A 26189-nucleotide genomic window follows, 5' to 3' on the forward strand; every position below is an offset into this window, starting at 1 on the left:
CTAGGCGGTCGGGCGGAGCGCGTGAAGCGGTCCGCCCTCCCGAGCGTGCGTGCGCTACTCGCCGCGGGCGCGGCGGGCGAGCTCGACCGTGGCGCCCCGCAGGTCCCCCGCCCGGTTCGCGGTCTCCGCGAAGGCGATCCGCGTGGTGGTGAACCCGCGCGGCGTCTGGACGTTGAGGTTGAGGCCGTACCGGTCGATCGCCGAGCACGTGGCCTCGGTCGCGTCCGGGTGGCCGCCGAGTGCCCGCGCCATGTCCAGCAGGTTCTGCGCGTGGTCCTCGTTGAGGTGCTTGATCGCGTACGCCGCGCCCTTGGCCGTCGGGTCGGCCTCCGCCGCGTGGTAGCTCGCGGCGTCCGCGGAGTCCATCCGGCCGTAGCCGCCGACCCAGCGCACGCGCTCCACGCGCAGCGCGTAGTACGTGAAGTCGCCGAACCCGCCGTACAGCCCCGACGCGGGCGACGCGGCCTTGTAGGCCTCCTTCGCGACGGCCTCGGCCTCGCCCGTGAGCGCTTCGACCCGGCCCGCGAGCGTCACGCGACCGCTGTCGAGCGGGTCACCGGCGGGCTCGGCCTCGCCGATCATCAGCGACGCGCGTGGCTCGCGCGTGAGGTTGCGGCCGTGCTCGGCCAGCGTGGACAGGCACAGGATCGGCGTGCCGTCCTCGAGCGCCGCGTAGAGGACCGCGGACGCCCACGGGGTGCCGTCCTCGCTCGTCGTGGCCAGCGCGGCCATCTTGCCCTGGGCGACGAGCGTGCGCGCCTCCTCGGCGGCGGTCCGCGTCTGAGAGGGGGCGACGGGAGTCAGCGGCTGAGCACCCATGTAGGCGTCGACCGGGGCAACGTGGTCAGTCGGGAAGGCGGGAGCGGCCATGTCCCGGCACGTTAGCGACAGGTGTCCCTAAGATCAAGACACCTGTCGCCAAGATTGTGAGGTGACCCTAACGCAGGGTGATCGTGGTCTGCAGCTTGCCCTTGGCCTTCTTGGCGGTGCGCTTGAGCGTGTAGGTGCCCTTGAGCTTCGTGCCGGAGAGGAGGGACAGGCGTAGGGTGCGGCCCTGAACGGTGCCGGTGGCGATCGACTTCTTCGTCGTGCGGTCGATCAGGCGGACGTGGACCTCGGCCTTGGTGGCGAACGCGGCCTTGGCGAGGCGGATGACCTTGAGCGTGGCGTCGCGGCCGGCGGGACCGGCGGGGCCTGCCGGCCCGGCGGGACCGGTGGTCGGGGCGGCCTGGGTCACCGGCAGTGGCTTCTCCTCGAGGCCGAGCGTCAGCGCCATCGTGCCGAACAGGCGCGAGTTCGCCGGGAAGCCCGAAAGCACGGTGGCGGGGTTGTTGGCCACCGGGACGATGCCCGTGATCGCGCGCGTGCCGTCCGCGCGCTGGACGACGGTCGCGTTGCTCAGGTCGAGGTTGAACTGCACGTCGGTGCGGTCGTAGGTCACGACGGTCGTCGCGGCCTTCGTGCCCGTGCTGCGCAGCGTGCCGGTCGAGCCGTCGATCGTGATCTGCGGGTTGACGATCGTGATCGGCTTGAAGCCGCGCGCCTCATGGATCTGGAACTTGAACGTTCCCGCGAGCTCGATCGAGGCCTTGATCGGGCCGAACGTCGTGGCGCTGTAGGTGCTGCCCGTCGTGGCGACAGGGTAGCTGAGCCTGTAGAGCTCGTTGACCCCGCGCACGTTGGTGCCGTTGACCAGGTCGACGGCCGTCCCGGCCGCGTTCGTCAGCGTCGCCGGGGCGACGGGGGAGACGTACCCGTTGGCCGCACCGCCGCCCACCGTGTTGGTGGCGTAGCCGAGCCACGTGCGGACCGGGTCGCTCGTGCTGTCGAACTGGTTCGCCATCGTCCAGTCGAGCTTGCCGCCCGTGACCGTGTAGTCCGCCGCGCCGGCGGGAGCGGCGGCGGCGAGCAGCGCGGCCGCGGAGACGGTCAGCGCCGCGAGGCGGCGATTGAGGGTGATCAATGGAGTCCTTTCACTGGGATCAGTCCGTGGTGAACGAGATGGAGAGCCACCCGAACGGCTCGCCCGGGAGGTAGTAGCCGGCGAAGACGGAGCTGGCGGCGCCCGGCGGCACGGCCCCGGGGACCCGCTCGTAGGAGAAGGTCGTGCCGCCGCCGGAGGTGAGGGCCTTCGACACGTCGAGCGTCTCCACTACCTGCCGCCGGTTCCCGCCGGCGGTGTCGCCGGAGCCGGTCATGCGGAAGATCACGCGCGAGGCGGGACCGTCCAGCTCGACCTCGGGGTCGTTGGCAACGAGGTCGATGCCGTGCGCGGCGTAGCGGAATGCGACCGTGCCCGAGAAGGTGATCCGCGCCGCGCCCGTGGCCGGATCGCACCAGCCCTCGGCGAAGGGGAATCGGTACGAGTAGACGAGCGGCGGCGCGCCCTCGAGCGCCTCGGCCGGGGCGCCGGCGGCGCCGCGCGAGGAGGTCGTGCCCTCGCCGCTGGCGATGTAGCGGATGAACGACTCGCGCACGCGCCACGTGAGCGTCGCGGACGTGATCGTGCGCGCGCCCGCGGGGCGCGTCTTCACCGGGGGCTCGGCGCTGCCGGGCACGGGCGGCGTGCCCGCCGCGGTGTTGAGCGTGCACGGGCCGGCAGCAGGCGTGGCCGGCGTGGACGGGGGAGCGGCGAACGTGCCGGCGGCGGCGACGGTTACAAACGCCTCCCGCGGCACCTTGGTCACCCGCAGGCGGCGTTGGATCGTCTTCGCGGCCGTGGCCGAGAGGTTCGCGCCGGTCGCCTCGAGCGAGAACCCCGTGGCGGTCTTCAGCGGAGCGACCGTGAGCGTGAGCACGGTGACCCGGCGGCCGCCGAGCACGGCGGTCACGCGCGGACGGGCGCCGAGCTCCAACCGCGGCGCGCCGAGCGTGACCGACCGCTCGCGCGTCTTCAGCCGGAGCGCTCCGGCGGCTCGGAGCGCGGTCGTCGTGGTCGACGTCGCGGGCAGCGTGAACCGACGTCCGGCGCGGGCGGCGACCCCGGTCGCCTGCACGGTGATCCCGCGGGCGCGCAGCGCGCGGTCGGTCTTCGACGTCACGGTCAGCGTGAGGGCGTCAGGCGCGGTCGCGCCGGTCGCGACGGACGGGAGCAGCGAGCCGCCGGCGAGCGCCAGCGCGACCGCGGCGGCTGCTCGCGTGCGCGTCATCCGACCGCGGGCAGGGCGATCGTGAATGTGCCCCACGGCTGTCCGGCGCCGTACTCGCCGCCGCCGAGGCGCTCTGCCGGGGCGGTCACCTTGGCCGGGACGCGGATGTAGCGGCCGCCGGTCAGCGGGCTGCCCGAGAGGTCGAGGTCCATGACCTTCTGGTCCGTGTACGTCTCCGGCGCGGTGACGCAGAAGATGCCGTTACGCGCGGCGCTGCGGCCGCTCGCGTAGACGCTGCCGGTCTGACCGCTCCGGTCGATCTCGATCTTCAGGTTCGTGATCGCCTCGTCGATGCCGTGTGCCGGCATCGAGTAGGTGATCGAGCCGGCGAGCTGGATCGTCCGCGCGAGGTCGACGCCGGGCGTGTTGCTCGTGATCGTGAAGCGGTGGTCGTAGGCGGAGACCGGGTCCAGCCGGGTCGCCCCGCCGGACGCCACGATCGACGGCGGCTGCACCGAGCACCCGGCGGCCGGCGTCAGGACGTACCGGGTCCAGCTGCGCAGGTCGCGGTTGCCCGGCAGGTCGCAGCTGAACCAGTCGACGCTGCCGGCCGGCGTCGCCGCGTAGCGCGCCGGGTCGCACGAGGGCGGCTCGGTCGGGTCGGGCGTCGGGGTGGCGGTCGCGCTCGATGCCGGCGTCGCGGTCGGCGCCGGCGCGGCCGGGAGCGGCGTCGAGACCGACCCGTTGTCGATCGCCACCGACGGCGGCGGTGCGACGGTCAGCGAGAACGTCCCGAGCGTGGAGGTCGGCGGCGTGCGCTTGAGCTTGAGCGTCTTGCGCAGGGCCTTGGCGGCCGCGGGCGTGAGCGCGATGCGCGCGCCGGTCACCGACAGGCGGCCGGCGGACGGGTTGAGCTCCACCGGCCGCGTGGCCTTGATGGTGAGCAGCCGCACGGTCTTCTTCGCCAGCTTGGCGGTCACGTACGAGGTGGAACGGCCGATCGTGAGCTTCAGGGCCGTGGCGTTCGCGGTGCGCTTGCCTGAGGTGAATCGGAGCGCGCCCGCGAGCTCGACGGTCGCCGACGATCCCAGCGTGGTCTTGCCGCGCATGAGCATCAGGCGAGGCTGCGTCTTCGTGCTGCGCGAGGAGGCGGACACGCTCAGCGAGGACTGCTTGAGCGCACGCTGACCAGAGGCCGACAGCTCGACGACGGCGGGCGCCGGCACGTAGGCGGCGGCGGTGCTGGGAACCGCGGCGCAGAGCGCGATCGCGGCAGCGAAGACAGAGCGAGAGTAAGACATCAGTCCAATTCCGACCGTGGTGGACGGAAACGGACCCTAACACACCGGCTTAGGGTAGCCTAATGGCCCCCATGAACCGCCTTGTCGTCGCCCTCCTGCTGGCGCTCCTCGCCTTTGCCGCCCCCGCGCAGGCCGCTCCTCGCGTTGCCGCGCTGACGCCCTTCTCCGCCTCCACGATCACCCGCCTCGGCGTACGTCCGGTGGTGCTCGGCCAGACCCTCGGGGGCACCGACCAGTACCTCGCGTCGCTGCGCGGCGTGCCGGTGCTCACGCTCACGCACCCGCTGGGGCCGAACATGGAGCAGCTCGCCACCTACAACCCGAGCATCGTGCTGTCCAGCAAGACGTGGCAGCGCGGGTCCGCGCCGATGCGGCGGCTCGGGATGAAGGTCTACGAGTCCGACCCCACGAGCGTCGCGGCCGTCGGCCGCGAGACCCGTGCGATCGGCAAGGTCCTGGGCCGCACGCGGGCCGCCAACGCGCTCGCGACCAAGATCGAGAACGACGTGCGCGCCGCCCAGCGGGGCATCAAGCGCCGCCCGCGCGTGCTCGTCATCCTCGGCGTGGGCCGCACGCCGCACGCGATGCTCGCGAACTCCTGGGGCGGCGACGTCGTCGCCAAGGCCGGCGGCCAGCTGCTCACGGCGGGGCTGCGGTCGCCGAGCGGGATCGCGCGCATCTCGGACGAGATCGTCGTCAAGCGCAACCCGGACATCATCATCGCCGTCCCGCACGGCAGCCCGGGCGCGATCAACAAGCTCGCCGCCTACTACCAGAACAACCCGAGCTGGCGGAACACGCGCGCGGTGAAGAACAAGCGCGTGTACGTCGCGACCGGCAACCAGCTGCTGCAGCCGTACCCGGGCGTGGCGGCGACGATCCGCAGCGTCCGCGCCAAGTTCCTGAAGAACTACTAGGCACCCCTTGACGCTCCGACGCTCCTCCGTGGTCGTGACGGCCACCGTCGCGCTGCTCGCGGCCGCGACGGCGTCGATGATCTTCGGCGCGGTCCACGTGCCGTTCTCGGACATCTGGGCCTCGCTGACCGGGCAGGCGGAGGAGGGGCCGCTGCGGCAGATCATCGTCGAGCTGCGGCTGCCGCGGACGGTCTCGGCGATCGTCGTCGGCGCGGCGCTCGGCGTGGCGGGAGCGCTGCTGCAGGGCGCGCTCGCGAACCCGCTCGCCTCGCCGGACGTGATCGGCGTGACGGGCGGCGCCGGCTTCGGCGCGATGCTGACGCTGCTCGTGTGGCCGAGCGCGATCGCGCTGCTGCCGGTCGGCGCGCTCGTGTTCGGCATCACCGCCGCCGCGATCGTCTTCGCGATCGGCTGGTCGGGCGCGCACGCGGGGTCGATCGGGCGCGTGATCCTCGCCGGCATCGCGATCACCGCGCTGTTCGGTGCGGCGACGACGTCGCTGATGGTCGCCTACAGCGACCGGGTGCAGTCGGCGATCTTCTGGCTCGCGGGCGGCCTGTCGTCGGACGGCTGGTCGTCGCTGAGCGTCGTCTGGCCGTACTTCACGGTCGGGTTCCTGATGGCCGTGTTCCTCGCTCGCCCGCTCGACCGGCTGGCGCTCGGCGACGACGTGGCGTCCTCGCTCGGCGGGCGGCCGCGGCTCGTGCGGTTGAGCGCCGCCGCCGCCGCGGCGCTGCTCGCGTCCTCCGCGGCCGCGATCGCCGGCCTGCTCGGCTTCCTCGGGCTCGTGATCCCGCACCTCGTGCGGCTGGCGGGCGGGACCGCGTCGCACCGCTTCGTCATCCCGGCGAGCGCGATCACCGGCGCGGCGCTGCTCGTCGCGGCGGACACGCTCGCGCGGGTCGTGCTCGCGCCGATCGAGCTGCCGGTCGGCCCGCTGATGGTCGTCCTCGGCGTGCCGCTGTTCCTGTGGCTGCTCCGGGAAGCCGTATGAGCGAGGCGCGGCTGGTCGCCGAGGACGTCCACGTCAAGATCGGCGACACGCCGATCCTGCACGGCGCGTCGATGTCCGTGCACGCGGGCGAGCTGCTCGCGGTCGTCGGGCCCAACGGCGCCGGCAAGTCGACGTTCTCGCGCGCCGTGTCGGGCCTGCAGCCGATGGAGCAGGGCGACGTCCGCTGGAGCGGCACCCCGCTCGGCGAGCTCAAGGGGCGCAAGATCGCGCGGCTGCGCGCGTTCGTCCCCCAGCGCGCGCCGGTTCCCGCGGGCGTGACCGTCCGCGAGGCGGTCGAGCTCGGCCGCTCCCCGCACATCAAGGCCTTCCAGCGCCCCACGCGCCACGACCACGAAGCGGTCGAACACGCCCTCGAGCGCACCAACACCCTCCAGTTCGCGGACCGGCGCCTGACCACGCTGTCGGGCGGCGAGCTCCAGCGCGTCCAGATCGCCGTCGGCCTCGCGCAAGAGGCCCCGGTGCTGATCGCCGACGAGCCCACCTCGCACCTCGACCTCGGCGCGACCGCGATCGTCGCCCGGCTCCTGCGCCGCCTCGCCGACGACGGCCTCTCCGTGATCCTCGTCGTCCACGACCTCGCGTTGGCCGCGGCGATCGCGGATACCGTGGTCGTCATGGCCGCAGGCAAGACCGCCGCGACGGGCAAGCCCGCCGACGTCCTCACCCCCGAGCGCCTCAACGACGTCTGGCGCGTCGACGCCCAGCTCGACGAGGCCGGCGCGCTGCGCGTGAACTGGCTCGGGCGCTGACCCGCCGTGCCGCGCCGCAACCGCCGCGCGCCCGGTCCACCGCCGGTCGAGTTCCGGCCGCCGCGCGCCGCGCGGGCGAGCTGCGAGAACAAGGAGCGCTACGCCAGCGAGGCCGAGGCGCGATCGATCGCGCTGATGAACGCGGCGCCGGGCCGGCCGGCCGCGACGCGCCCGTACCAGTGCTCCATCTGCGGCGCCTGGCACTTGACCTCGCGCTGAATACGGCCGAGACCACGGGTGGGTAGTCCAGGTAACGGAATCCGTAACGGAAACGACCCACCCGAGGCGGACGTGGTGCCCGCGGGTGTGATCAGCCGTTGCCTTAAACGCAACGGGGCCCCTTCCGGGGCCCCGAAGTACTGCTCAGCCGTGAGGCTGATCTACATCATGCCGCCCATGTCGGGCATGCCGCCGCCCATGCCGCCGCCGGCGCCATCCTTCTCCGGGACCTCGGCGACGATCGCCTCGGTGGTGAGGATGTTCTTGGCGATGGAGGCCGCGTTCTGCAGCGCGGAGCGCGTGACCATGGCGGGGTCGATGACGCCCGCGCCGACCAGGTCGACGTACTCGCCGGTGGCCGCGTTGAGGCCGATGCCGGCCTCGGAGCGACGCACCTCGTTGACGACGACCGAGCCCTCGAAGCCGGCGTTCTCGGAGATCTGACGCAGCGGCTCCTCGAGCGCGCGCAGGACGATGCGCATGCCGGTCTTCTCGTCGTCGATGCCGGTGGCGTCGACGTTGATGGAGGCCGCGGCCTCGACCAGGGCGATGCCGCCACCCGGGACGATGCCCTCCTCGAGCGCAGCGCGGGTCGCCTGGAGGGCGTCCTCGACGCGGTGCTTCTTCTCCTTCATCTCCGTCTCGGTGGCCGCGCCGACCTTGACGACGGCGACACCGCCGGAGAGCTTGGCGAGGCGCTCCTGCAGCTTCTCGCGATCGAAGTCCGAGTCGGTGTTCTCGATCTCGCCCTTGATCTGGTTGATGCGGCCCTTGATGGCCTCAGCCTCGCCGGCGCCGTCGACGATCGTCGAGTTGTCCTTGGCGACGACCACGCGACGGGCGCGACCGAGCTGCGAGATCTGCGTGTTCTCGAGCTTGAGGCCCATCTCCTCGGTGATGACCTCGGCGCCCGTGAGGATCGCGATGTCCTCGAGCATGCGCTTGCGGCGGTCGCCGAAGCCCGGGGCCTTCACGGCGACGCCGGTGAACGTGCCGCGGAGCTTGTTGACGATGAGCGTGGCCAGAGCCTCGCCCTCGACGTCCTCGGCGATGATCAGCAGCGGGCGGCCGGACTGGATGACCTGCTCCAGGACGGGCAGGAGATCGCGGACGGAGCCGATCTTCTGGTTGGCGATGAGGATGTAGGGGTCCTCGAGAACCGCCTCCATGCGCTCCTGGTCCGTCGCCATGTAGGGCGAGATGTAGCCCTTGTCGAACTGCATGCCCTCGGTGAACTCGAGGTCCATGCCGAAGGTCTGACCCTCTTCGACGTTGACGACGCCGTCCTTGCCGACCTTGTCGATGGCGTCGGCGATGACGTCGCCGATCTCCTCGTCGCCGGCCGAGATCGTCGCGACGCGAGCGATCTGGTCCTTGCCGGAGATCTCCTTGGCCTGGCCGCGGATGTGCTCGACGACCTGGTCGACGGCGATCTCGATGCCCTTCTTGAGGGACAGCGGGTTCGCGCCGGCGGCAACGTTCTTCAGGCCCTGGCGGACGATCGCCTGGGCGAGTACCGTCGCCGTCGTCGTGCCGTCGCCGGCAACATCGTTGGTCGCCGTGGCGACCTCGCGCACGAGCTGGGCGCCCTGGTTCTGGAAGACGTCCTCGACCTCGATCTCACGCGCGATGGTCACACCGTCGTTCGTGATCGTGGGAGCACCGAACTTCTTGTCCAGGACGACGTAGCGGCCGCGCGGGCCGAGCGTCACCTTGACGGCGTTGGCGACCGCGTCAACACCCTGCTCGAGGGCCTTGCGGGCCTCGACGTCGTACTTCAGTTCCTTGTGAGCCATGTGTGCTTGGTCTCCTTGAAAAGCCGGTTAGCCGGCGACCTTGGCGAGGACGTCGGACTCGCGCAGGACCAGCAGGTCCTCGCCGTCGACCGTGATCTCGGTGCCGCCGTACTTCGAGTAGAGGACCTCGTCGCCCTCGACGACGTCGAGGGGCTGGCGCGTGCCGTTGTCGTCGAGCTTGCCGTCGCCGACGGCGAGGACCTTGCCCTTCTGCGGCTTTTCCTTGGCCGTGTCAGGAAGAACGATGCCGGAAGCGGTGGTCGCTTCCTCCTCGACGGCCTTGACGATCAGACGATCGCCCAGCGGCTTGAGCTTCATTGAGTGACCTCCACTCAGATGGGTGCCTGGAAAATCCTCTTGGCACTCTCACGGGGAGAGTGCCAGCGGCGGCCCATGATACGACGAAAGTCGAGGTCGTCAAGGGTGAATTGGCACTCTCTTCACAAGAGTGCCAATTCTTTAGGCGGCGCTAATTCTGCGCGCCGCCGACTCCGCGGAGTCGGTCCTGGAAATCCGGCGGGTTCTCGACGATCTGCGAGAAGCGCACAACCGTGACCGTGTCGTCCAGGGCGACTTCGCGGTCATAGATCTGCTTGAGGAAGTGCACGAGCTCCTCCGTACGGCGGAACTCGGGGTTGTCGTGCTCGATGTCCCGCGGAGACAGGTCCTTGACCCGCTTGACCTCCACGTTGTCGATGACGGCGTGGAACAGCTTCTCGCGTGGCGAGTACTGGTAGCCGACGGTGACGAGCACGACCTGGTTCTTGCGGTACTTGTGCCGCTTGTCGCCGAGGCGGATGGTGGCGGTCTTGCGACCACGCTTCATCTGGTCGGCGAACACCGTGGAGTAGAAGTTGAGGACCTGCACGAGGCGGCAGACTAGCGTCCGGAGGCCTTCTGGGCCAACAACCGCTCGATCAAGGCTCGCTCGCCCGGGTACGAAAGGGCTCCAGGCGCCTGAGAAAGCTCGATCCAGCGCGCATCGTCGACCTCGTGGTCATGGTCGCTCGTCGAGCCGTCGACGTACTCGCAGAGGAAGAAGTGGACGGTCTTGCGCACCCGCCGGCCGCCGCGGCGGTAGGTGTAGCGAACATCGCCGAGGGGCTCGAGCACGTTCGCCACGACGCCCGTCTCCTCCCGCACCTCGCGCGCCGCGACCTGCTCCGGCGTCTCGCCCTGCTCCATGCCGCCCTTCGGGAGCCCGGTGACCGTCTTGCCCGCGGGGGTGATCACGAGGAGCTCTTCTCCTCGCAGGACCACCCCGCCGTAAGACGTCTCGAGCTCAGTAGACATAGTTGCGAAGCGCGTCAGGGTCGTGGACGACCAGCCGTCCGCGCCCCTGAGAGATCACCCCTGCCCGTTCGAGCGTTGCCAGGAACCGGGAAGCGGACTCGCGTGAGGAACCCGCGAGCATCGCGAGGTCGGCCTGCGTGGCCGTGATCTGGACCTCTTCGGACGGCGCGCCCTCGGCCACCGCCTGGGCGACGAGCTGCCCGATCACGCTCGCCACGCGCGACTGCACCGTCTGGAACGACTGGCTCGCGAGCCGCTCGTTGGTGGCGCGCAGGCGCCGGGCGAGCGAACCGGCCAGCGCGACCGCGAGCTGCGGCCGGCGCAGCATCAGGCGGCGCATGTCCGGCCCGAGGATCGCGAGCGCCTCGACGGGGTCGATCGTCTCGACCGTGGCGCTGCGGCGCTCGTCGTCGAACATCGCCAGCTCGCCGAAGATGTCGCCCGGGCCGAACGTGGCCAGCGCGATCTGACGACCGTCGGCGTGCTCGCGGACGGCGCGCGCATGGCCGGTCCGGACGACGTAGCAGGTGTTGGACTCGTCGCCCTCGCGGAAGACGACCTCACCCGCGCCGAAGCGGCGCGGGTGGGACACCTCGGCGACGAGGGCGAGGTCGTCGGGGGCCAGTGAATGGAACACCGGGACCCGGGAGAGAAGCTCGGCGGTTGGGAGTGTGCTGCCCGTCACGTACCCCGGGGGTCTACCACTCCCAGCGGAATCTATGCCCCTTCAAGTGCGCGCTCCCGCCGCTTCCGGGTGGTGATCCGCACCGCAATCCACGCCAGGACGCCGATCGCGGCGATCGGCAGGAGAATTGCGAGGACGATCAACGCGACGCCCGCGACGACCTCCAGGACGCGCACGGCGTCGCCGAGCGCGTCGCCGGGCGTCCACCGGTCGTCCGAGCCGGCGGCCGCGCCGGCGCCGGACCGCGTGCCACGGATCTCCAGGTCGACCGTCGCGTAGCTCACCTCGCGGCCGAGCTCGTTGACCTGGCGCGTGCGCTGGGTGACCCGGCGCGTCGCGCGGTCCAGCAGAGCCCGCAGCCGTGCGCGTTCCTTGTCCGTCGTCGCCTTCTGAAGCCGGTTGCGCAGGCCCTCGCGGTCGGCGCGCGCGTCCCGCACGGCCGCCTCGAGCGCCTCGCGCTGGTCGGTCAGGTCCTCGGTCTGCTGCGTGCGCGACTGCACGTTGGCGAGCTTGGAGATCCGGCCGAGGCCGTCGTCGAGCTTGCCGGACGGGATCCGCAGCGACAGGTTGGCGACCGCCTGGCGCGGGCTCGGCTGGTCGATCTCCGAGCTCTGGACGAAGCCGTCGAGCTGGTCGACGATCGTGATCGCGCGGTTCGTGATGCCCTGGACGCGGTCCGGCGTCGTCGAGAGCGTGAGGGATGCGCTGGCCTTGACGGCCCGCTGCGCGCGCCGCTCGGGCGTGACGCCGCCCGGCGCCGTCGTGGGTGCCGCGAGCGGCTCCTCGGTCGCCGCCGCCTGCGGGGCCGAAGACGCACCGCCGCTGTTGCTCTCGGCGGAGTCCGCGGCGTACGAGCCGCTGCTCGTCGCCGCCTCATCGTCGCCGCCACTGACGCCGGAGAACGCGGCGACGACGACGATCCCGAGCACGCCGGCCACCGCGAGCGAGGCGAAGATCGCCAGCAGGTGGTCGCGGATCGTCGTCAACGTCCGCCGGGCCCGCGAAGGCGGCGTAGGGAAACGGTGCGCGACCTGGCTGTCCATGCGCAGCGTCCACGCCGGGTCGGGGGCGGGCTTGGTCTCCCGCAGCAGGGTCTCGAGGTCAGGCATCGAGGGCCTCCCGGAGCTTGTTCATGGCGCGGTTCAGGAGCGTGCCGGCGTTGGACACGCTGACGCCGAGGACGTCCGCGACCTCGGCGTTGGACAGGTCGGCGTGGTACTTGAGCGCGATCACCTCGCGGTCGCGGGCGGCGAGGCCCGAGAGCGCGACGCGGACCGCGTCCCGCTCGGCGGCCTGCTCGGCCGCCTCGTCGGGACCGGGCTCGTGCAGCGGGCCGGGGAGCGGTGCCGTCGCCGCGCGCTTGCGCTTGCGCAGCTCGTCCAGGGCCGCGTTGCGGGCGATGCCGAACAGCCAGGCACGCGGCGAGCCGCGGCGGGCGTCGAAGCGCGAGCGCTTGCGGTAAGCGCGCTCGAACGCAGAGGCGGTCACGTCCTCGGCGGCCGCGCTGTCCCGGAGGAGCGTCGCGGCGTAGGCGAAGACGTCATCCCGCGACTCGCGGTACAGCGCGTCGAAGTCCAACGCGCGGTCGGCGGTGTCGGGAACGGTCGCAGTGGTGGCCGTCACACCCTCACTACGACGGTCTCTGGAAACCATCACATCCCGCGCTAGATTCTTCGCCGACCATGCCACGCGCGCTGCTTGCCGCTCTGTTGATCCTCGCGCTGGCGCTGGCGCCGGCCACGGCCTCGGCGAGGCAGGAGGCGGAGGCCTGGGCGACGGTCAACGTCTGCGACACGCCCAAGCAGCCTGACGCCGTCGGCGTCCGGGCGTCGATGCCGGGCACACCGAAGGGTGCGCGCCTGTCGATGCGCTTCCGGATGCAGTACCGCGCAGCGGACGGGCAATGGGAGAACGTCGAGGGCGCCGACTCGGGCTGGCGTGTGGTCGGCACCGCACGCGGCGTGCCGGTCGAGTACGGCTGGAGCTTCACGTTCGCCAAGCGCTCCACGCCGGTCACGCTGCGGGGCGTCGTGAAGTTCCGCTGGCGCAAGGGGGACACGCTCCCGCGCCAGCAGGAGGTGGCCACGGAGGCCGGGCACGCGTCCAAGGCGGGCTCCGACCCCGCGGGCTACTCCGCGGCGACCTGCGTGCTCTGAGGGCGTGGGCCGAAGAGCCGGGGGTCGTTGGTGATGACCCCGGTCACGCCGAGCTGCTCGAGCTTGCCGATCCGCGGCCCGTCGTCGACGGTCCACACGTAGAGCTCGCCGCCGGCCTCGCCGATCGCGCGCACCAGGCGCGGCGTGACGAGCCGCCAGTGGCACATCAGCGCGTCGCACCGGCCCGCGGCGATGTGCGCGGCCGCGCTGCGCGGGAGCTTCGTCCGCAGCCACGCCGCGCCCGCGTAGGCGGGGACCTTCGTCAGCCACGACTGCGTCGGGTCGCTGCGCAGGCGCGGCACGCTCCAGCCGAGGCGCAGCTTCGGCTCCAGCGCCCGCAGCTTGACCAGCGACCGCATCCACAGCGTCGACACGAGCGTGCGCTCGACGAGGCCGTGCTCGCGCAACGCGGCCAGCGCCCGCTCCTCGTACCCGGGCAGCTTGAGGTCGACGTCGAGCTCGACGCCGTCGAACGCGCTGCTCGCGAGGTGCGCGAGGCCCTCCTCGAGCGTCGGCGCGCCGTCGGTGTGCTCGAAGTCGTGTGCGAGCACGAGCCGGCCCTCGTGCTCGAGCACGTCGAACTCGATCATGTCCACGTCGTGCGCGAGCGCCGCGTCGAACGAGGCGGGCGTGTTGCCCGGGACGATGAGGTCGGCGCCCTTGTGCCCGATCCGTCTCAGTGCTGGCATCTCGGACACCAGTATGTGATGCGGTTGTCGTCGCCCTGCCCGCGCGAGCGGATCTTGGACAGCGCGCCGCAGCGCGGGCAGTTCTGCCCGACCGTCCCGTAGACCTCCTTGAAGCGGTCCTGCATGCCGTCGCGCGCGGAGCGCTGCATCCGCGGCCGCGTGATCCGCAGGATCTTCAGGACCTCCTCGTCGGACACGTCGCCGGTCTTGCGCCACGGGTCGATCTCGGCGGCGAAGCAGCCCTCGACCTTCCACAGGTTCCCGATCCCGGCGAGGATCCGCTGGTCGAGCAGCGCGTCGCCGATCGTCCGCGTCGGGTCGTCCTCGCGCAGGCGGCGCAGGATGCCCCGCTCGTCGAGCTCCGGAGCGAGGATGTCCGGGCCGAGCATGGCCAGGCGCCGGTCGAAGCGCGTGCGGCTGTCGGTCATCAGCTCCAGCACCGGGCCGTTGATCTGGGCGACGAGCATGTTCCCGCGGCGGATGATCAGCCACGTGTTGCGCGGCGTCGGCCAGTCGGCGGCGCGGGTGCGCCACTTGCCGGTCATCCGCAGGTGGCTGTGGATCGTCAGCCCGCCCTCGAAGCGCAGGAACAGGTGCTTGCCGTGCGCGTCGACCGACCGCACGGCGCGTCCGGCGAGCTTCTCGGGCCAGCGGTCGCGCCCGAAGCGTGGGTGCGGCGTCTCGATCGAGTCCGGCACGTGCCCCTCGAGCACGGGCCGGATCTTGCTCGCCGCGTAGTGGATGGTGTCGCCCTCAGGCACCGTGGCGTCCCTTCGCCCAACCGAGTAGCTCCGCGCTGGACCACACGTCGTTGCCGAGCTCGTACGCCTCACGGGCCAGGCGCCGGTCGTCGGTCACGAGCAGGTCCGCTCGCGCGGCCGTCGCGTCCGCGATCAACGAGTCCTGGAAGTGGCGCACGTCGCGCATACGGGCGTACGGGTTGCGCGGGCTCACCCGCGCCCGGCCGGTGCGGGTCACGCCCTCGACGACCACCGACGACGGCACGACCGTCCGCGGCAGCTGCTGGAGCGCCTTGCGCCGCGCCGGGTCGCGGATCGCCGCGATCTGATCCTCCTGCACGTGGGTCGTCAGCAGGTCCAGCTCGCCGTGGCGGATCGCGGCCAGCACCGCCTCACGCCCCGCCGGGTCGTCGTGCAGCGCGTCGAACACCATCGTGTCGATCATCATCCTGCGGATCACGCCGCACCTGAGTATGGTGCGCCGTCGCGATGATGCCCGCCCGAGCCCGCACCGGACATGAAGGGTCAGACCCCTTGTGTTCGCGAGGTGCGTCTCCGGGGTTCCCCCGGGGAGATCGAGGTACCAGAGGCAGTGCATCGCGTGTGCGCGGGTGCGCCCGTCCGGGGCACGTCTGCACACGCACGACAGGAGCCGTCGGGTGGCATCGTCGCTGAGCCGTCGGGAGACCGCGCGAGTGCTCGCCGGCTCCTTCCTGGGCGGTGAGTGGGAGCTGGAGGCGATGGCGAAGCGCGCCGGACGCGCGCTCGGCCGCCGCGTGTGGCACAGGCGCGTCGCCGAGCGCACGCTGCGCGCGTACCGGCATCCGCCGCGCGACCGCCCGCGCGAGCTGGCGGACTTCGTCTTCACGTTGCTCGACGACGTCCGGCTGCCGCCGCGGCTCCTGCGCGAGCCGGTCTTCCACACCGAGATGGCGCCCGGTCGCTGGCCGGTCCCGCGGATCGACACGCTGGGCGATCTCGCCGACCGGCTCGAGCTCGAACCCGGCCAGCTCGGCTGGCTCGCGGACGTCCGCGGGCTCGAGCGCACGAGCACCGGGAAGCTGCGCAACTACACGTACGTCCGCGTGCCGCGGCGCAGCGGGCCGCCGCGCGTGCTCGAGCGGCCGAAGGCGCGCCTGAAGGAGATCCAGCGCTGGATCCTGCGCGAGCTGCTGGCCTGGATCCCGACGCACGACGCCGCGCACGGGTTCGTGAAGGGGCGCTCCGCGCACACCCACGCGGCGCTGCACGTCGGGCGCAAGGTCGTGGTCCGGCTCGACCTCGAGGACTTCTTCGCCGCCGTCAGCGCGGCGCGGGTGTACGGCGTCTTCCGCACCGCGGGCTATCCGGAGGCCGTCGCGCACACGCTCACCGGGCTGTGCACGAACGTCGTCCCGGCGGACGAGTCGGTGCCCGGCCACTTCCGGCTCGCCCGCCGGCTCGCGACGCCGCACCTGCCCCAGGGCGCACCCACCTCGCCCGCGCTGGCGAACCTCGCCGCGCACGCCCTCGACCGCCGGCTCACCGGTCTGGCCCGCGAGATCGGCGCGACGTACTCCCGCTACGCCGACGACCTCGTCCTCTCCGCCGACCACCACCTGCGCACCCCGCACGCCGCGGTCACGGAGCTCGCGCGCGACGAGGGCTTCACCGTCAACCGGGGCAAGACCCGCACGATGGGGCGCGGCTCGCGCCAGGTCGTGACCGGCATCGTCGTCAACGCCCATCCGAACGTCCCGCGCGCCGAGTACGACCGTCTGAAGGCGATCATCCATCGCGGCGACTACGACCGCGAGCACGTGCTCGGCCGGATCGCGTGGATCGCGGCGATCAACCCGGCGCGAGCGGCGAAGCTCAGGTCGTCAATGTGAGCTTGCGCGGACCGGCGCGGAAGCCGAGCTCGATCAGCAGCTCCTCGTACGGCGAGCCCACGACGGGCTCGCCGTCGACCTTCTCGAGCGCGAGCCGCTTGATCCGGCCGCGCTTGACCGACTCGACGAGCGCCTCCAGCGACGGCTGCACGCGCGGGTCGTCGGCCTCGACGAGCACCTGCAGGCCCTTGCCGCCCTTCTCGATGAACAGCACCGGCTCGGCGCCCGCGAGCACGACGTACGCGCCGGCCGCCCGCTGCGGGCGGCGCGGCGTGTCCGGCCACTTCAGGACGGCGCCGTAAGGCTGCGCGGGGTCGGTCGCGGCGAGGACGATCGGCGGCGCGGCGTCGTCGTCCTTCTGCGCCCGCAGCCGCTCGACCGCGCCCGGCAGCGCGAACTGCGCGCCGCCGAGGCCCTCGACGAAGTAGCCGCGCCGCGCGACGCCGATCGTCTCCAACGCGGCCAGCGAGTCGTACAAGCTCGAGAAGCCGCCCGGGATGCCCTCCGCCAGCACCTGCTCGCGCGTGACGATGCCGTAGCGCTCGAGCAGCAACTCGGCCTGCGTGCGGCGACGCAGCGCAGGGTCGTCGTCGCCCGCCCGGAACAGCGGCGGGGTGAGCGACCAGCGGCCCTGCACGGCCGGCTGCGCGCCGCCACGCCGGCGGGAGCCGAACGTGCGCTTGCGCTCGGCGCGAGCGCGCTGGGACCACTGCGGCGTGGCCGCGGTGAGCTTCGGCGAGCGCAGCGGCGCGAACGCGTCGTTGGTGGCCTCGCCCGCCCAGACGAGGTCCCAGAGCCCGTTCTGAAGCTCCTCCGTCGGGAAGCCGTTGACGTCCGTCAGCAGGTCGGTGAAGAAGCACGGGCCGGCGGCGAGCCGCGCGCGGATGGCCTCGTGGACGGGCTCGGTCGGCGCTTCGGCGGTCTTCGGTGGCGGGCCGATCAGCGGCGCGTCGTCGCGGAAGTAGAGCGCCACGCGGCCGCTGCGCCGGCCGAGCGCGCCCGCGCCGACCCACACGACCTCGCCCGACGCGCACAGCTGATCCAGCCACGACGGCGAGTAGGCGCCCGTGCGGCGCGGGATCACGTCGCGCTCCCAGACCTCGAGCGGGAGCGGCAGCCCCTGGAGCGGCACGAGGATCTCGCGCAGCCGGTCCACGCCCGCGCCCGCGGGCGGGTGACGGTCCACGCCCTGCCAGTTGGCCTGGAAGCGGGCGAGCGCACGCTGGTCGGCGGGCTCGATCTCGGCGCGCAGCGCGGCCAACGAGGCGCGGCGCAGGCGGCGCAGCACCTCGGGGTCGCACCACTCGCGCGTGGTGCCGCCGGGGCGCAGCTCGCCGCGGACGAGGTCGCCCGCGGACTCGAGCCGCTCGAGCACGGGCGTGAAGTCGATCGTGTAGCGGTCGCGCAGGGCGGCGGACTCGAACGGGCCGTGCGTGCGCGCGTACCGGCGCACGAGCCGGTCCATCGCGTCCGGGACGTCGGCGATGAACGCCTCGGGCAGGCCGGACGGCGGCACGACGCCCAGCGCGTCGCGGTACAGGCCCGCGTCCTCGGCCGCGATCCAGCGCTGCTCGCCGCCGACGCGCAGGAACGCGGCGCGGCGCTCGCCCTTGAGCTGCTCGAGCCAGGCGAGCGTGCCGCCGCGCGCCTCGGCCTCGGCCTGCGTGAGGTCGCCCACGCGGCGCAGCACGTCGTGGAGGGCGTCCACGCTGTCGGCCTGCGTTCGCTCGGAGAGCCGCTGGAGGTCGGCCTCGACCGTGTCCAGCGCGACGGGGTCCAGCAGGTCGCGCAGCTCCTCCTGGCCGAGCAGCTCGCGCAGCAGCTCGCGGTCCAGCGCCAGTGCGGCAGCACGGCGCTCGGCGTTGGGCTGGTCGCCCTCGTACATGTACGTGGCGACGTAGTCGAAGAGCAGCGAGGACGCGAACGGCGAGGCCGTCTCGGTCTCCACCTCGACGAGGGAGATCTCGCGCCGGTGCAGCTTCGTCAGCAGCTCGGTCAGCCCCGGGAGGTCGAGCACGTCGCGCAGGACCTCGCGGTAGGTCTCCAGCACGATCGGGAACTGCGCGTACCGCCGGGCGACCTCCAGCAGCGACTGCGACTTCAGGCGCTGCTGCCACAGCGGCGTGCGGCGCCCGGGATAGGCGCGCGGGATCAGCAGCGCGCGGCCCGCGTTCTCGCGGAAGCGCGCGCCGAACAGCGCGCTGCCGCCCAGCTCGCCGACCACGAGGTCCTCGAGCTCGTCCGGCTCGATCAGCATCAGCTCCTCGCCCGGCGGCTCGTCGGCGTCGGGAAGGTGGACGATGATGCCGTCGTCGCTCCAGATCGCGTCCGACTCCAGGCCGTGCACCTCGCGGATGCGGGCGCTCAGCGCGAGCCCCCAGGCGGCGTGCACACGGCCGCCGAACGGCGACAGCACGCAGACGCGCCAGTCGCCGATCTCGTCCCGGAAGCGCTCGACCACGATCGTGTTGTCGCTCGGGATCACCCGCGTCGCCTCCTGCTGCTCACGCAGGAAGCCGACGAGGTTGACGGCGGCCTTCTCGTCGAGGTGGTGGCTCTCGGCGAGCGCGGACGGCTCCTGGTCCACGGCCCAGCGCGAGAACGCGCCGATCGCCTCGCCGAGCTCACGCGGGCGGCCCAGCCCGTCGCCCTTCCAGAACGGCACCGCGCCCGGCACGCCCGGCGCGGGGGTGACGATCACGCGGTCGCGCGTGATCTCCTCGATCCGCCAGCTCGACGCGCCCAGCAGGAACGTCTGGCCCGGCCGCGCCTCGTAGACCATCTCCTCGTCGAGCTCGCCGACGCGGCGGCCGTCCGGGAGGTTGACCGAGTACAGGCCGCGGTCCGGGATCGTGCCCGCGTTGGTGATCGCCAGCGCCCGCGAGCCCTTGCGCGGCCGGATCGTGCCGTTCACGCGGTCCCACACGATCCGCGGCCGCAGCTCGCCGAACTCCTCGCTCGGGTAGCGGCCGTCGAGCATGTCCAGCACGTTCTCCAGCTGCTGGCGCGAGAGCTCGCCGTAGGAGTACGTGCGGGCGAGCATGGCCGCAAGCGCGTCGACGGCGACCGGCGAGTCCTCGTCCGTGGCCGCGATCGCGACGATCTGCTGCGCGAGCACGTCCAGCGGGTTGCGCGGGACGACCGTCGTCTCGATCTTGCCCTCGCGCATGCGCTGCGCGACGACCGCGCACTCGAGCAGGTCAGCACGGAACTTCGGGAAGATCCGGCCCTTCGACGTGTCCCCGACGTTGTGGCCGGCGCGGCCGATCCGCTGCAGGCCGGCGGTGACCGACTTCGGCGACTCGACCTGCAGCACGAGGTCCACGGCGCCCATGTCGATGCCGAGCTCCAGCGACGACGTCGCCACCAGGCACGGCAGCTCGCCCGCCTTGAGCATCTCCTCGACGATCAGCCGCTCCTCGCGGGCGAGCGAGCCGTGGTGCGCGCGGGCGATGTTCTCCTCGGCGATCTCGTTCAGCCGCAGCGCGAGCCGCTCGGCCGCGCGCCGGTTGTTGACGAAGATCAGCGTCGAGGTGTGCTCCTTGACCAGCTTGAGCAGCTCGGGGTAGATCGCCGGCCAGATCGACTTGCGGGTGGCCTCGCCGCCCGCGAACGGGTCAAGGTCGAGGTCCATCGTCTCCGGCTCGACCATCGACTCCACCGGCACGTGGATCTTCAGGTCCAGCGGCTTGCGCACGCCCGTGTCGACGATCGTCGCCTTGCGCTTGGGGCCGACCATGAACCGCCCGACTTCCTCCAGCGGGTTCTGGGTCGCGGAGAGCCCCACGCGCTGCACGTCGCGGTCGGCCTGCTCGACCAGCCGCTCGAGCGTGATCGCCAGGTGCGCGCCGCGCTTGGTCTGCGCGACGGCGTGGATCTCGTCGAGGATCACGGTCTCCGTGCCCTCGAAGATCGCGCGGGCGCCGCTCGTGAGCATCAGGTAGAGCGACTCGGGCGTGGTGATCAGCACGTCGGGCGGGTGCTTGACCATGTCCCGCCGCTCCTTCTGCGGCGTGTCGCCCGTGCGGATGGCGACGTTCAGGTCGGCCCCGATCCCGCGCAGCGGCGCGCGCAGGTTCTTCTCGACGTCGTAGGACAGCGCCTTCAGCGGCGAGACGTACACGAGCCGCGTCTGCTCGTGCGTGGGGTTCGCCACGAAGCGGTCCAGCCCGTAGAGGAACGCGGCCAGCGTCTTGCCCGAGCCGGTCGGCGCGGAGATGAGCACGTGCTCGCCCGTGGCGATCGCCGGCCAGGCCTGCGCCTGCGCCTCGGTGGGCGACGCGAACGCCCGGCCGAACCACTCGCGAACCTGAGGCGTGAACTGAGCGAGCGGATCGGTCATGGACCGAAGAACACTACGCGGTCAGTCCGATGGATAGATCAAATCGGACGTGGCGTGGGGACCAGCGTGCGGCGGCCGACGAGGGCGACGAGGGCACCGGTCGAGGCGACCGCGGCGGCGATCACGAACGACGTCCGCCAGCCCGGGCCTTCGACGAGGGAGCCGCTGAGCGCCGCGCCGGCGGCGATCCCGCCGACGAACGCCGTGATCGGCCAGGTGTAGGCCTCGGTGCGCATGCCCGGCGGGGCCACGCCGCCGACCAGCTCGTTGCGCGTGGCGAGCAGCGGCGCGATGCAGCAGCCGGCCGGCAGCACCAGCAGCGCGATCGCCCACACGCCCGGCGCGACCGCCAGTGGCAGCAGCGTGAGCGGGAGCACCGCCGTGAGGATCAGGTGCGTCCGGTGCACCGAACGCCGCGGGAGCGTCCCGTAGGCCAGCCCGCCGATCAGGCTGCCGAAGGACCAGATCGCCAGCAGGACGCCGGCCAGCGCGGGCGCGCCCTCCGCCCGGCTGGCCGCCGGGATGCCGACCTCGAGCATGCCCAGGCCGACGCCGGCCGGGAACGACGTGAACACCAGCGTCCGCACACCGGGGGAGGTCAGCGCTCCCAGCAGCCCGTGGTGCTCGCGCTCCTCGGCGTTCTCGACGTGGCGGGTCGGCGGCAGGGCGGTGAAGATCGCGGTGCCGACCACGACCGCCACGGCGCTGACGATCAACGCGCCCGCCGGAGAGGCGATCGCTGCGATCGCCGCCGTCAGCAGCGGGCCGCTGATGAAGATCAGCTCGATCATCGTGCTGTCGAGCGCGTACGCGGCCTGGTGCAGGCGCGGCTCGACCAGGTCCGTCCACATCGAGCGCAGCACGGACGACGTCGGCGGGACGGCGAAGCCGGCGACGAAGCCGCACACGAGCAGGATCGCCGTCGGCGCGCTGAGCTCGGCCAGGCCGACGATCGCGCCCAGGCTGACCGCGTGCAGCACGGCGATCGGCAGGAGCACGCGGCGCGCGCCGAGCCGGTCGACGAGCCGCCCCTGGACGGGCGCGCCGATCGCCGACCCGAGCGCCAGCGTCCCGCTCACCCCGCCCGCGACCGCGAACGAGCCGGTCTGCTCGCGCAGGTAGAGCACGATCGCGAGCGCGTTGATGCCGATCGGCAGCCGCGAGAACAGCGACGAGGCGACGAGCACGCCCACGTACGGCGAGCGGAGGATCTCGAGGTAGCGCTTCACGACGCCCAGGCCAGCGCCTTCGCCTGCTCGAGCACCTCGTCGAGCATCGGCGGCGTCAGCTTGCCCGTGAACGTGTTCTGCTGGCTGGGGTGGAAGCAGCCGAGCAGCGGCCACGGCTCGCCGTCGGCGACGACGCCGTGCCCGAACTTCGGCTTGGGACGCGGCATCGGCGTGCGGGTGAGCGTGGACCGCAGCCGCAGCGCGCTCTCCCACGCGAAGCCGCCGAGGCAGACGACCACGTGCACGTCCGGCAGCAGGATCACTTCCCGCTCCAGCCAGTCGGAGCAGTTCGCGCGCTCCTCCGGCGTGGGCAGGTTGGCGGGCGGTGCGCAGCGCACCGCGGCGACCATGTAGGCGCCCTGAAGACGCAGCCCGTCGTCCTTGTGGACCGACTCCGCCTGGTTGGCGAGCCCGACCCGGTGCAGCCCGGCGAACAGGAAGTCGCCCGAGCGGTCGCCGGTGAAGATCCGGCCCGTGCGGTTCCCGCCGTGCGCGGCGGGCGCCAGGCCCAGGATCAGGATCCGGGCGGCCGGATCGCCGAAGCCCGGCATCGGCCGGCCCCAGTAGTCCCAGTCCCGGAACGCCGCGCGCTTCTCCCGCGCCACCTGCTCACGCCACTCGACGAGCCGCGGGCAGCGGCGGCAGTCGACGACCGCCTCGTTGAGCGCATCCAAGGCGGCCATAGGACCGTTGGAGCGTAGCTACGGCTAGGCTCATAACCCGTATGCGCCGCGCTTTCCTTGCCGCCCCTGTCATCGCCCTGCTCGTGAGCGGGTGCGGTACCGCTCAGGAGGCCTCGGACACCCAGTTCAAGGACACCGAGCAGCAGCAGGTCGCCAAGGTCGTCGACGAGCTCTCGACCGCCGCCGCCCGCGGCAACACCGAGAAGATCTGCAACGACATCCTGGCCTCCCAGCTCAAGACCGAGATCAAGAACGCCGGCAGCGACTGCGTGACCGAGATCGACCGCGTCATCAAGGACGCCAGCGACTACGACCTCGACGTGACCGACGTCAAGGTCACCGGCACCAGCGCGACCGCGAAGGTCCAGCAGGGCGACGACACCAAGAACATCGCCACCTTCTCCTTCATCAAGGAGAAGGGCGCGTGGCGCGCGTCCGCTCTCGGCGGGGCCTAGCGCTTCGCGTAGACCTCCTGGCCCGCCGCGAACGAGTAACGGGCCAGCTCCAGCGCGTGCCGGCGGAACGGCTCCGTCGACGTCGTCGCGCCGTTGATCGCCTGCTCGGTCGCGCGGTCGAGGAAGGCTCCCAGTTCCCCGCCGATCTGGCGCGATGACCACGCGCCCTGCTGTTCGTCGAGCTTGAGCAGCAGGCCGCTGGCCTCGTCGGGATAGGCGATCAGGACGGTCAGCAAGATCAGCACCGCCTGGAATTCGGGCATGTCGGCCCCTCGCGTTGCGATGAACGCCTCGGCGTCCTCTTCCAGCCGAGCGCGCACGAGCCGGTAGATGTTCGTGAGCTTCTTGACGGCGCGCGGGGTGTGGAGCTCGCGGGCCACGAGGGCCGCGAAGTCGCGTTCGCGCTCTGTCAGGACGAGCTGGCGCGGATTCAGCAGAGCGGGCGCGGGTGTCCGTGGCGTCGGGGTCCCGGTGGCCGGAGCCGGGGCGAGGGTCACGGGTGCTGACGGGGTGGCGGGCGTCGCCGTCTCCGCAGGACTGTCGGTCACGGGCACGTACACGGGCAGCAGGCTGGAGACCAGCGCGGTCGTCCCGGCCGGTCCCATCGGCCGAAGCGTGAACGGGATCTGGATGATCTTCTCGAGGTAGTTCAGCGGAGTCGACTGCCAATGCGGCTCGTCCTGCGCTTTCAGCAACTCGGCGTAGTGGAGCTTCAGCGACTGGAGCAGCCAGCGGGGATCGACCGCGATCACGACGACGAACAAGGGGAGCGCAAGGATCAGGTGCACCGCCTCGAGCACCTCGACGACGCGCTTGGGGGAGCAGCGGTCGAGGTCGTCGATGTAAAGCACGATCCGGTCGATCTGCGGTAGGTCCTTGTCGCCGCCTCTGGCACCGCGCTGGCCCGTCAGGAGGTCGCTCATCCGTTCGAAGTCCTCGTGGATGCGCGAGATGAGGCCGAGTTGGGACCGGTAGTCGCCGCTGCCGCCGCGCTTCGCCGCATACCGCGCAAGGGCACGTCCGTGCGCGAGGTCGTCGTACTCCTCGCGCAGACCGGCTTCGCGTGCCTTCGCTGCCTCCACCTCGGCCTTGGCGTTCTTGACGGTCTCGACCGACGTCGGGCTGAAGCTGCCGAGCGCATCCGCAACGCGCTTGGCCGTCACGCCGAACGTCGCCGCCGCGGCGAGGGCGGCGGTCACGGACGTCTTGGCGGCGTCGAGGCCCACCAGGCCGATCAGCACCGCGGCCAGCACCCCGATCGGGACGATGACGCCAAGCAGGATCCGCAGCCAGGTCCACGCGTCCTTGAGCTCGCCGAGCGTCTTCTCGCTGTCACGCCCGAGGGCCAGGAATCCGAGCCTGCGCAACGTCTGCGCCCGCACGGCTTTCCGGTGCGCGCGCTCGAGCTGGCGGCCGGTCGCCGACTCGGCGGCGAGCAGCTCTTCGAGCTTCGCCAGGCGCGCCGCGGCCGTCCGCGCGTCCGTGCCTGCCTCGGGCTTGGCCATCGCGTCGAGGATGTGGCTCGCGAGGCTGGCCCACAGGTTCGCGTCCGCGAAGTGCCACGCGTTGAACTCGACGTTGCGCACGTGCGCACAGTGCGCCGCCGCGTCCGGGTTGCCGCTCGCCCGGCGCGAGAGGATCCGCACCCGTTCCTGGATCAGCTTGATCAGGAACGACTTGCCCGACCCCCAGTCGGCGAACAGCCCGATCGACAGCGGCGGGCTGGTCGTCTTCGCGGAGATCACGTCCGCGAGCGCCGCGGCGTCGGCGGCGACGCCGAGCAGGTCCGTCCCGCCGAGCGAGTCCGGCGCGACCTCGGCCAGCGTCATGTGGCCCGCGACCGGCTCGTAGACGGCAGTGCCGGAATCCGAGGCGACCGCGACCATCCCGTTGGGTCCGGTCGCGCAACGCCACACCGTCCCGAGCGCGGCTCCATCGGAGGTGCCGAGCGGCGCGCCCGAGACGACGTCGAATCCACGTACCCCGTCCTCGTCGGCGGCGAGCACCACGCGCCCGTCGTCGCTGAATCCGCACCCGCGGACGCCTCGGCTCGCTGCGGTGTAGGGGAGGTCCGGGCGTGTGAGGTCCCAGAGCAGCAGCGCCCCGTCCTGGGTCGCTGCAGCGACGTGACGGCCGGAAGCGCCGATGGCACACGTGGCGACGGGACCGCTCGGCAGTACAGTCGCCTCGTCGTCGTACAGCAGCACCCCGGCGTCGATCGGGAAGGCCATCAAGTCGCCCGCGGCCGCGTGACGGCGCATGCCCTCGCCCTGTTCTGCGCTGAGCAAAACGATCGAGGTCTGCTGGGTCAAGGACCTGACCGTGCCGTCTGAGGACGCCGCCACGATCGCCTCGCCGACGAAGGCGAGTGAGCGGACGCCCTCGTGGCGCATGACGATCTCGGTTCCGTGCAGCCGGATCGACCCGTCGGCGAGCGCGACCGCGAGCGCTCCGCCCGGCCCATACGCGCAGTCCACGACCGCGTCGCGGTAGTTGACGACCTCCTCGTCCTCCGTGTCGAGCACGCGGATGTGGAGCTGTCCGTCGTCCCCGCCGTACGCGATCCGTCGGCCGTCGGGGCTGATCGCGCACGTGTTGTGGTCCCCTTCCAACCGGGTCAGCTCGGCGTAGCCGGTGACCCGGGGACGTTTCGCCCACTCGTGCAGCGGAGCCTCATCTCCGCGCAGGGCGCGACCGACCGGCGGCTCGAGCCGGCCGAGCGCCACGGCCACGGCGGCCTCGTCGAGCCCCGTCTCCGCGACGAGCAGCGGCTCACAGCGTTCCAGCCACTCGCTGGCCAGACGGTCGTCTCCGCCGTCGGGCAGCGGAAGGCCGGTGAGCGCACCGGCGAACCCACCTGCGGTCACCGGTTTGCTGAAGCTGTCCGCCACCCGGCGAACGGACGCCGAGAAACGGTCGCGGTCCATTGACCGCGACCCTAAACGGACCGCGCGGCGTTG

General features: G+C 72.1%; 25 protein-coding genes. 7 read left to right on the forward strand and 18 right to left on the reverse strand.

All coding sequences use genetic code 11. The features are described from left to right. Positions 1–54: 54 nt before the first annotated feature. From C8N24_RS12510 to C8N24_RS12525, 4 genes are all read right to left on the reverse strand, one after another. Complete coding sequence (locus C8N24_RS12510; protein ID WP_211339939.1) at positions 55–870, reverse strand: HugZ family pyridoxamine 5'-phosphate oxidase; 816 nt, start codon at positions 868–870, stop codon at positions 55–57. Between the two features lie 67 nt (positions 871–937). Next, positions 938–1963 carry an HtaA domain-containing protein gene (locus tag C8N24_RS12515; RefSeq protein WP_121250366.1) on the reverse strand — a complete coding sequence of 342 codons (1026 nt, stop codon included), beginning with the start codon at positions 1961–1963 and terminating at the stop codon, positions 938–940. Positions 1964–1982: 19 nt separating this feature from the next. Continuing rightward, the gene (locus tag C8N24_RS12520) at positions 1983–3149 is read right to left on the reverse strand and encodes an HtaA domain-containing protein (RefSeq protein WP_121250368.1); all 1167 of its coding nucleotides are present in this window, start codon (positions 3147–3149) and stop codon (positions 1983–1985) included. Next, positions 3146–4390, reverse strand: coding sequence for an HtaA domain-containing protein (locus C8N24_RS12525; RefSeq protein WP_121250370.1), 1245 nt, complete (start codon positions 4388–4390; stop codon positions 3146–3148). The genes C8N24_RS12520 and C8N24_RS12525 overlap by 4 nt, the downstream gene beginning before the upstream one ends. Before the next feature lie 71 nt (positions 4391–4461). Between C8N24_RS12525 and C8N24_RS12530 the strand changes: the two genes are divergently transcribed. From C8N24_RS12530 to C8N24_RS12545, 4 genes are read left to right on the forward strand one after another with little or no spacing between them, the layout of a single operon-like run. Then, positions 4462–5307 carry an ABC transporter substrate-binding protein gene (locus C8N24_RS12530; protein WP_170179043.1) on the forward strand — a complete coding sequence of 282 codons (846 nt, stop codon included), beginning with the start codon at positions 4462–4464 and terminating at the stop codon, positions 5305–5307. Between the two features lie 34 nt (positions 5308–5341). Then, entirely contained in the window at positions 5342–6301 is a 960-nt protein-coding gene (locus C8N24_RS12535; RefSeq protein ID WP_245971841.1) for a FecCD family ABC transporter permease, read from the forward strand. Further along, complete coding sequence (locus C8N24_RS12540) at positions 6298–7071, forward strand: ABC transporter ATP-binding protein (RefSeq protein WP_121250375.1); 774 nt, start codon at positions 6298–6300, stop codon at positions 7069–7071. Before C8N24_RS12535 ends, C8N24_RS12540 begins: the two co-directional genes overlap by 4 nt. A 6-nt stretch (positions 7072–7077) precedes the next feature. Beyond that, positions 7078–7290 carry a hypothetical protein gene (locus C8N24_RS12545; RefSeq protein WP_121250377.1) on the forward strand — a complete coding sequence of 71 codons (213 nt, stop codon included), beginning with the start codon at positions 7078–7080 and terminating at the stop codon, positions 7288–7290. A gap of 161 nt (positions 7291–7451) precedes the next feature. Here the strand turns inward: C8N24_RS12545 and groL are convergent, their stop codons facing one another. From groL to C8N24_RS12580, 7 genes are all read right to left on the reverse strand, one after another. Next, positions 7452–9086, reverse strand: coding sequence for a chaperonin GroEL (gene groL / locus C8N24_RS12550; RefSeq protein WP_121250378.1), 1635 nt, complete (start codon positions 9084–9086; stop codon positions 7452–7454). A 27-nt stretch (positions 9087–9113) separates the two neighbouring features. Beyond that, positions 9114–9404, reverse strand: a complete 291-nt coding sequence (gene groES, locus C8N24_RS12555; RefSeq protein ID WP_121250380.1) for a co-chaperone GroES — start codon at positions 9402–9404, stop codon at positions 9114–9116. Positions 9405–9555: 151 nt separating this feature from the next. Then, positions 9556–9954 carry an ASCH domain-containing protein gene (locus tag C8N24_RS12560; protein ID WP_028062855.1) on the reverse strand — a complete coding sequence of 133 codons (399 nt, stop codon included), beginning with the start codon at positions 9952–9954 and terminating at the stop codon, positions 9556–9558. Positions 9955–9965: 11 nt separating this feature from the next. After that, positions 9966–10379, reverse strand: coding sequence for an NUDIX hydrolase (locus C8N24_RS12565; protein ID WP_121250382.1), 414 nt, complete (start codon positions 10377–10379; stop codon positions 9966–9968). Further along, positions 10369–11016: a Crp/Fnr family transcriptional regulator gene (locus C8N24_RS12570; protein ID WP_147447760.1), complete on the reverse strand. Its 648-nt coding sequence runs from the start codon at positions 11014–11016 to the stop codon at positions 10369–10371. The genes C8N24_RS12565 and C8N24_RS12570 overlap by 11 nt, the downstream gene beginning before the upstream one ends. Positions 11017–11096: 80 nt before the next feature. After that, on the reverse strand, positions 11097–12173 hold the full coding sequence (locus C8N24_RS12575) for a DUF4349 domain-containing protein (RefSeq protein ID WP_121250385.1): 1077 nt from the start codon (positions 12171–12173) through the stop codon (positions 11097–11099). Further along, positions 12166–12687, reverse strand: coding sequence for an RNA polymerase sigma factor (locus tag C8N24_RS12580; RefSeq protein ID WP_245971842.1), 522 nt, complete (start codon positions 12685–12687; stop codon positions 12166–12168). The genes C8N24_RS12575 and C8N24_RS12580 overlap by 8 nt, the downstream gene beginning before the upstream one ends. A gap of 59 nt (positions 12688–12746) precedes the next feature. Here C8N24_RS12580 and C8N24_RS12585 point away from each other — a divergent pair, with 59 nt between their 5' ends. Then, positions 12747–13220: a hypothetical protein gene (locus tag C8N24_RS12585; RefSeq protein WP_147447761.1), complete on the forward strand. Its 474-nt coding sequence runs from the start codon at positions 12747–12749 to the stop codon at positions 13218–13220. On the opposite strand, the gene C8N24_RS12590 is transcribed toward C8N24_RS12585, so the two are convergent. The 3 genes from C8N24_RS12590 to C8N24_RS12600 are packed head-to-tail and all read right to left on the reverse strand — an operon-like array spanning position 13193 to position 15109. Next, complete coding sequence (locus tag C8N24_RS12590; RefSeq protein WP_147447762.1) at positions 13193–13909, reverse strand: glycerophosphodiester phosphodiesterase; 717 nt, start codon at positions 13907–13909, stop codon at positions 13193–13195. The two genes, C8N24_RS12585 and C8N24_RS12590, sit on opposite strands and share 28 nt — an antisense overlap. After that, positions 13897–14670, reverse strand: a complete 774-nt coding sequence (locus C8N24_RS12595) for an Fpg/Nei family DNA glycosylase (RefSeq protein WP_170179044.1) — start codon at positions 14668–14670, stop codon at positions 13897–13899. The genes C8N24_RS12590 and C8N24_RS12595 overlap by 13 nt, the downstream gene beginning before the upstream one ends. Continuing rightward, complete coding sequence (locus C8N24_RS12600) at positions 14663–15109, reverse strand: PIN domain-containing protein (RefSeq protein ID WP_147447763.1); 447 nt, start codon at positions 15107–15109, stop codon at positions 14663–14665. Before C8N24_RS12600 ends, C8N24_RS12595 begins: the two co-directional genes overlap by 8 nt. Positions 15110–15308: 199 nt before the next feature. Between C8N24_RS12600 and C8N24_RS12605 the strand changes: the two genes are divergently transcribed. Further along, positions 15309–16520, forward strand: a complete 1212-nt coding sequence (locus C8N24_RS12605; RefSeq protein ID WP_211339940.1) for a reverse transcriptase family protein — start codon at positions 15309–15311, stop codon at positions 16518–16520. Here C8N24_RS12605 and C8N24_RS12610 read toward each other — a convergent pair. From C8N24_RS12610 to C8N24_RS33920, 3 genes are read right to left on the reverse strand one after another with little or no spacing between them, the layout of a single operon-like run. Next, positions 16504–20862 (reverse strand): DEAD/DEAH box helicase, encoded by a 4359-nt coding sequence (locus C8N24_RS12610; protein ID WP_121250395.1) that lies wholly within the window; start codon positions 20860–20862, stop codon positions 16504–16506. The two genes, C8N24_RS12605 and C8N24_RS12610, sit on opposite strands and share 17 nt — an antisense overlap. A 38-nt stretch (positions 20863–20900) precedes the next feature. Further along, the gene (locus C8N24_RS12615; RefSeq protein WP_170179045.1) at positions 20901–22091 is read right to left on the reverse strand and encodes an MFS transporter; all 1191 of its coding nucleotides are present in this window, start codon (positions 22089–22091) and stop codon (positions 20901–20903) included. Beyond that, complete coding sequence (locus C8N24_RS33920; protein WP_170179046.1) at positions 22088–22774, reverse strand: uracil-DNA glycosylase; 687 nt, start codon at positions 22772–22774, stop codon at positions 22088–22090. Before C8N24_RS33920 ends, C8N24_RS12615 begins: the two co-directional genes overlap by 4 nt. Before the next feature lie 41 nt (positions 22775–22815). Here C8N24_RS33920 and C8N24_RS12620 point away from each other — a divergent pair, with 41 nt between their 5' ends. Then, positions 22816–23229, forward strand: coding sequence for a hypothetical protein (locus C8N24_RS12620; protein WP_121250399.1), 414 nt, complete (start codon positions 22816–22818; stop codon positions 23227–23229). Here C8N24_RS12620 and C8N24_RS12625 read toward each other — a convergent pair. Continuing rightward, positions 23226–26156: a P-loop NTPase fold protein gene (locus C8N24_RS12625; protein ID WP_147447764.1), complete on the reverse strand. Its 2931-nt coding sequence runs from the start codon at positions 26154–26156 to the stop codon at positions 23226–23228. The two genes, C8N24_RS12620 and C8N24_RS12625, sit on opposite strands and share 4 nt — an antisense overlap. Between the last annotated feature and the right edge of the window lie 33 nt (positions 26157–26189).

Source organism: Solirubrobacter pauli (assembly GCF_003633755.1).
GTDB classification, from domain to species: domain Bacteria; phylum Actinomycetota; class Thermoleophilia; order Solirubrobacterales; family Solirubrobacteraceae; genus Solirubrobacter; species Solirubrobacter pauli.

Excerpts from the sequence above, each read along its gene's own strand:
- groL (WP_121250378.1), bottom strand. The coding sequence starts at position 9,086 with ATGGCTCACAAGGAACTGAAGTACGACGTCGAGGCCCGCAAGGCCCTC.
- C8N24_RS12610 (WP_121250395.1), bottom strand. The coding sequence starts at position 20,862 with ATGACCGATCCGCTCGCTCAGTTCACGCCTCAGGTTCGCGAGTGGTTC.
- C8N24_RS12585 (WP_147447761.1), top strand. The coding sequence starts at position 12,747 with ATGCCACGCGCGCTGCTTGCCGCTCTGTTGATCCTCGCGCTGGCGCTG.
- C8N24_RS12590 (WP_147447762.1), bottom strand. The coding sequence starts at position 13,909 with ATGCCAGCACTGAGACGGATCGGGCACAAGGGCGCCGACCTCATCGTC.
- C8N24_RS33920 (WP_170179046.1), bottom strand. The coding sequence starts at position 22,774 with ATGGCCGCCTTGGATGCGCTCAACGAGGCGGTCGTCGACTGCCGCCGC.
- C8N24_RS12540 (WP_121250375.1), top strand. The coding sequence starts at position 6,298 with ATGAGCGAGGCGCGGCTGGTCGCCGAGGACGTCCACGTCAAGATCGGC.
- C8N24_RS12575 (WP_121250385.1), bottom strand. The coding sequence starts at position 12,173 with ATGCCTGACCTCGAGACCCTGCTGCGGGAGACCAAGCCCGCCCCCGAC.
- C8N24_RS12525 (WP_121250370.1), bottom strand. The coding sequence starts at position 4,390 with ATGTCTTACTCTCGCTCTGTCTTCGCTGCCGCGATCGCGCTCTGCGCC.
- C8N24_RS12565 (WP_121250382.1), bottom strand. The coding sequence starts at position 10,379 with ATGTCTACTGAGCTCGAGACGTCTTACGGCGGGGTGGTCCTGCGAGGA.
- C8N24_RS12530 (WP_170179043.1), top strand. The coding sequence starts at position 4,462 with ATGAACCGCCTTGTCGTCGCCCTCCTGCTGGCGCTCCTCGCCTTTGCC.
- C8N24_RS12620 (WP_121250399.1), top strand. The coding sequence starts at position 22,816 with ATGCGCCGCGCTTTCCTTGCCGCCCCTGTCATCGCCCTGCTCGTGAGC.
- C8N24_RS12510 (WP_211339939.1), bottom strand. The coding sequence starts at position 870 with ATGGCCGCTCCCGCCTTCCCGACTGACCACGTTGCCCCGGTCGACGCC.
- C8N24_RS12520 (WP_121250368.1), bottom strand. The coding sequence starts at position 3,149 with ATGACGCGCACGCGAGCAGCCGCCGCGGTCGCGCTGGCGCTCGCCGGC.
- C8N24_RS12625 (WP_147447764.1), bottom strand. The coding sequence starts at position 26,156 with ATGGACCGCGACCGTTTCTCGGCGTCCGTTCGCCGGGTGGCGGACAGC.
- groES (WP_121250380.1), bottom strand. The coding sequence starts at position 9,404 with ATGAAGCTCAAGCCGCTGGGCGATCGTCTGATCGTCAAGGCCGTCGAG.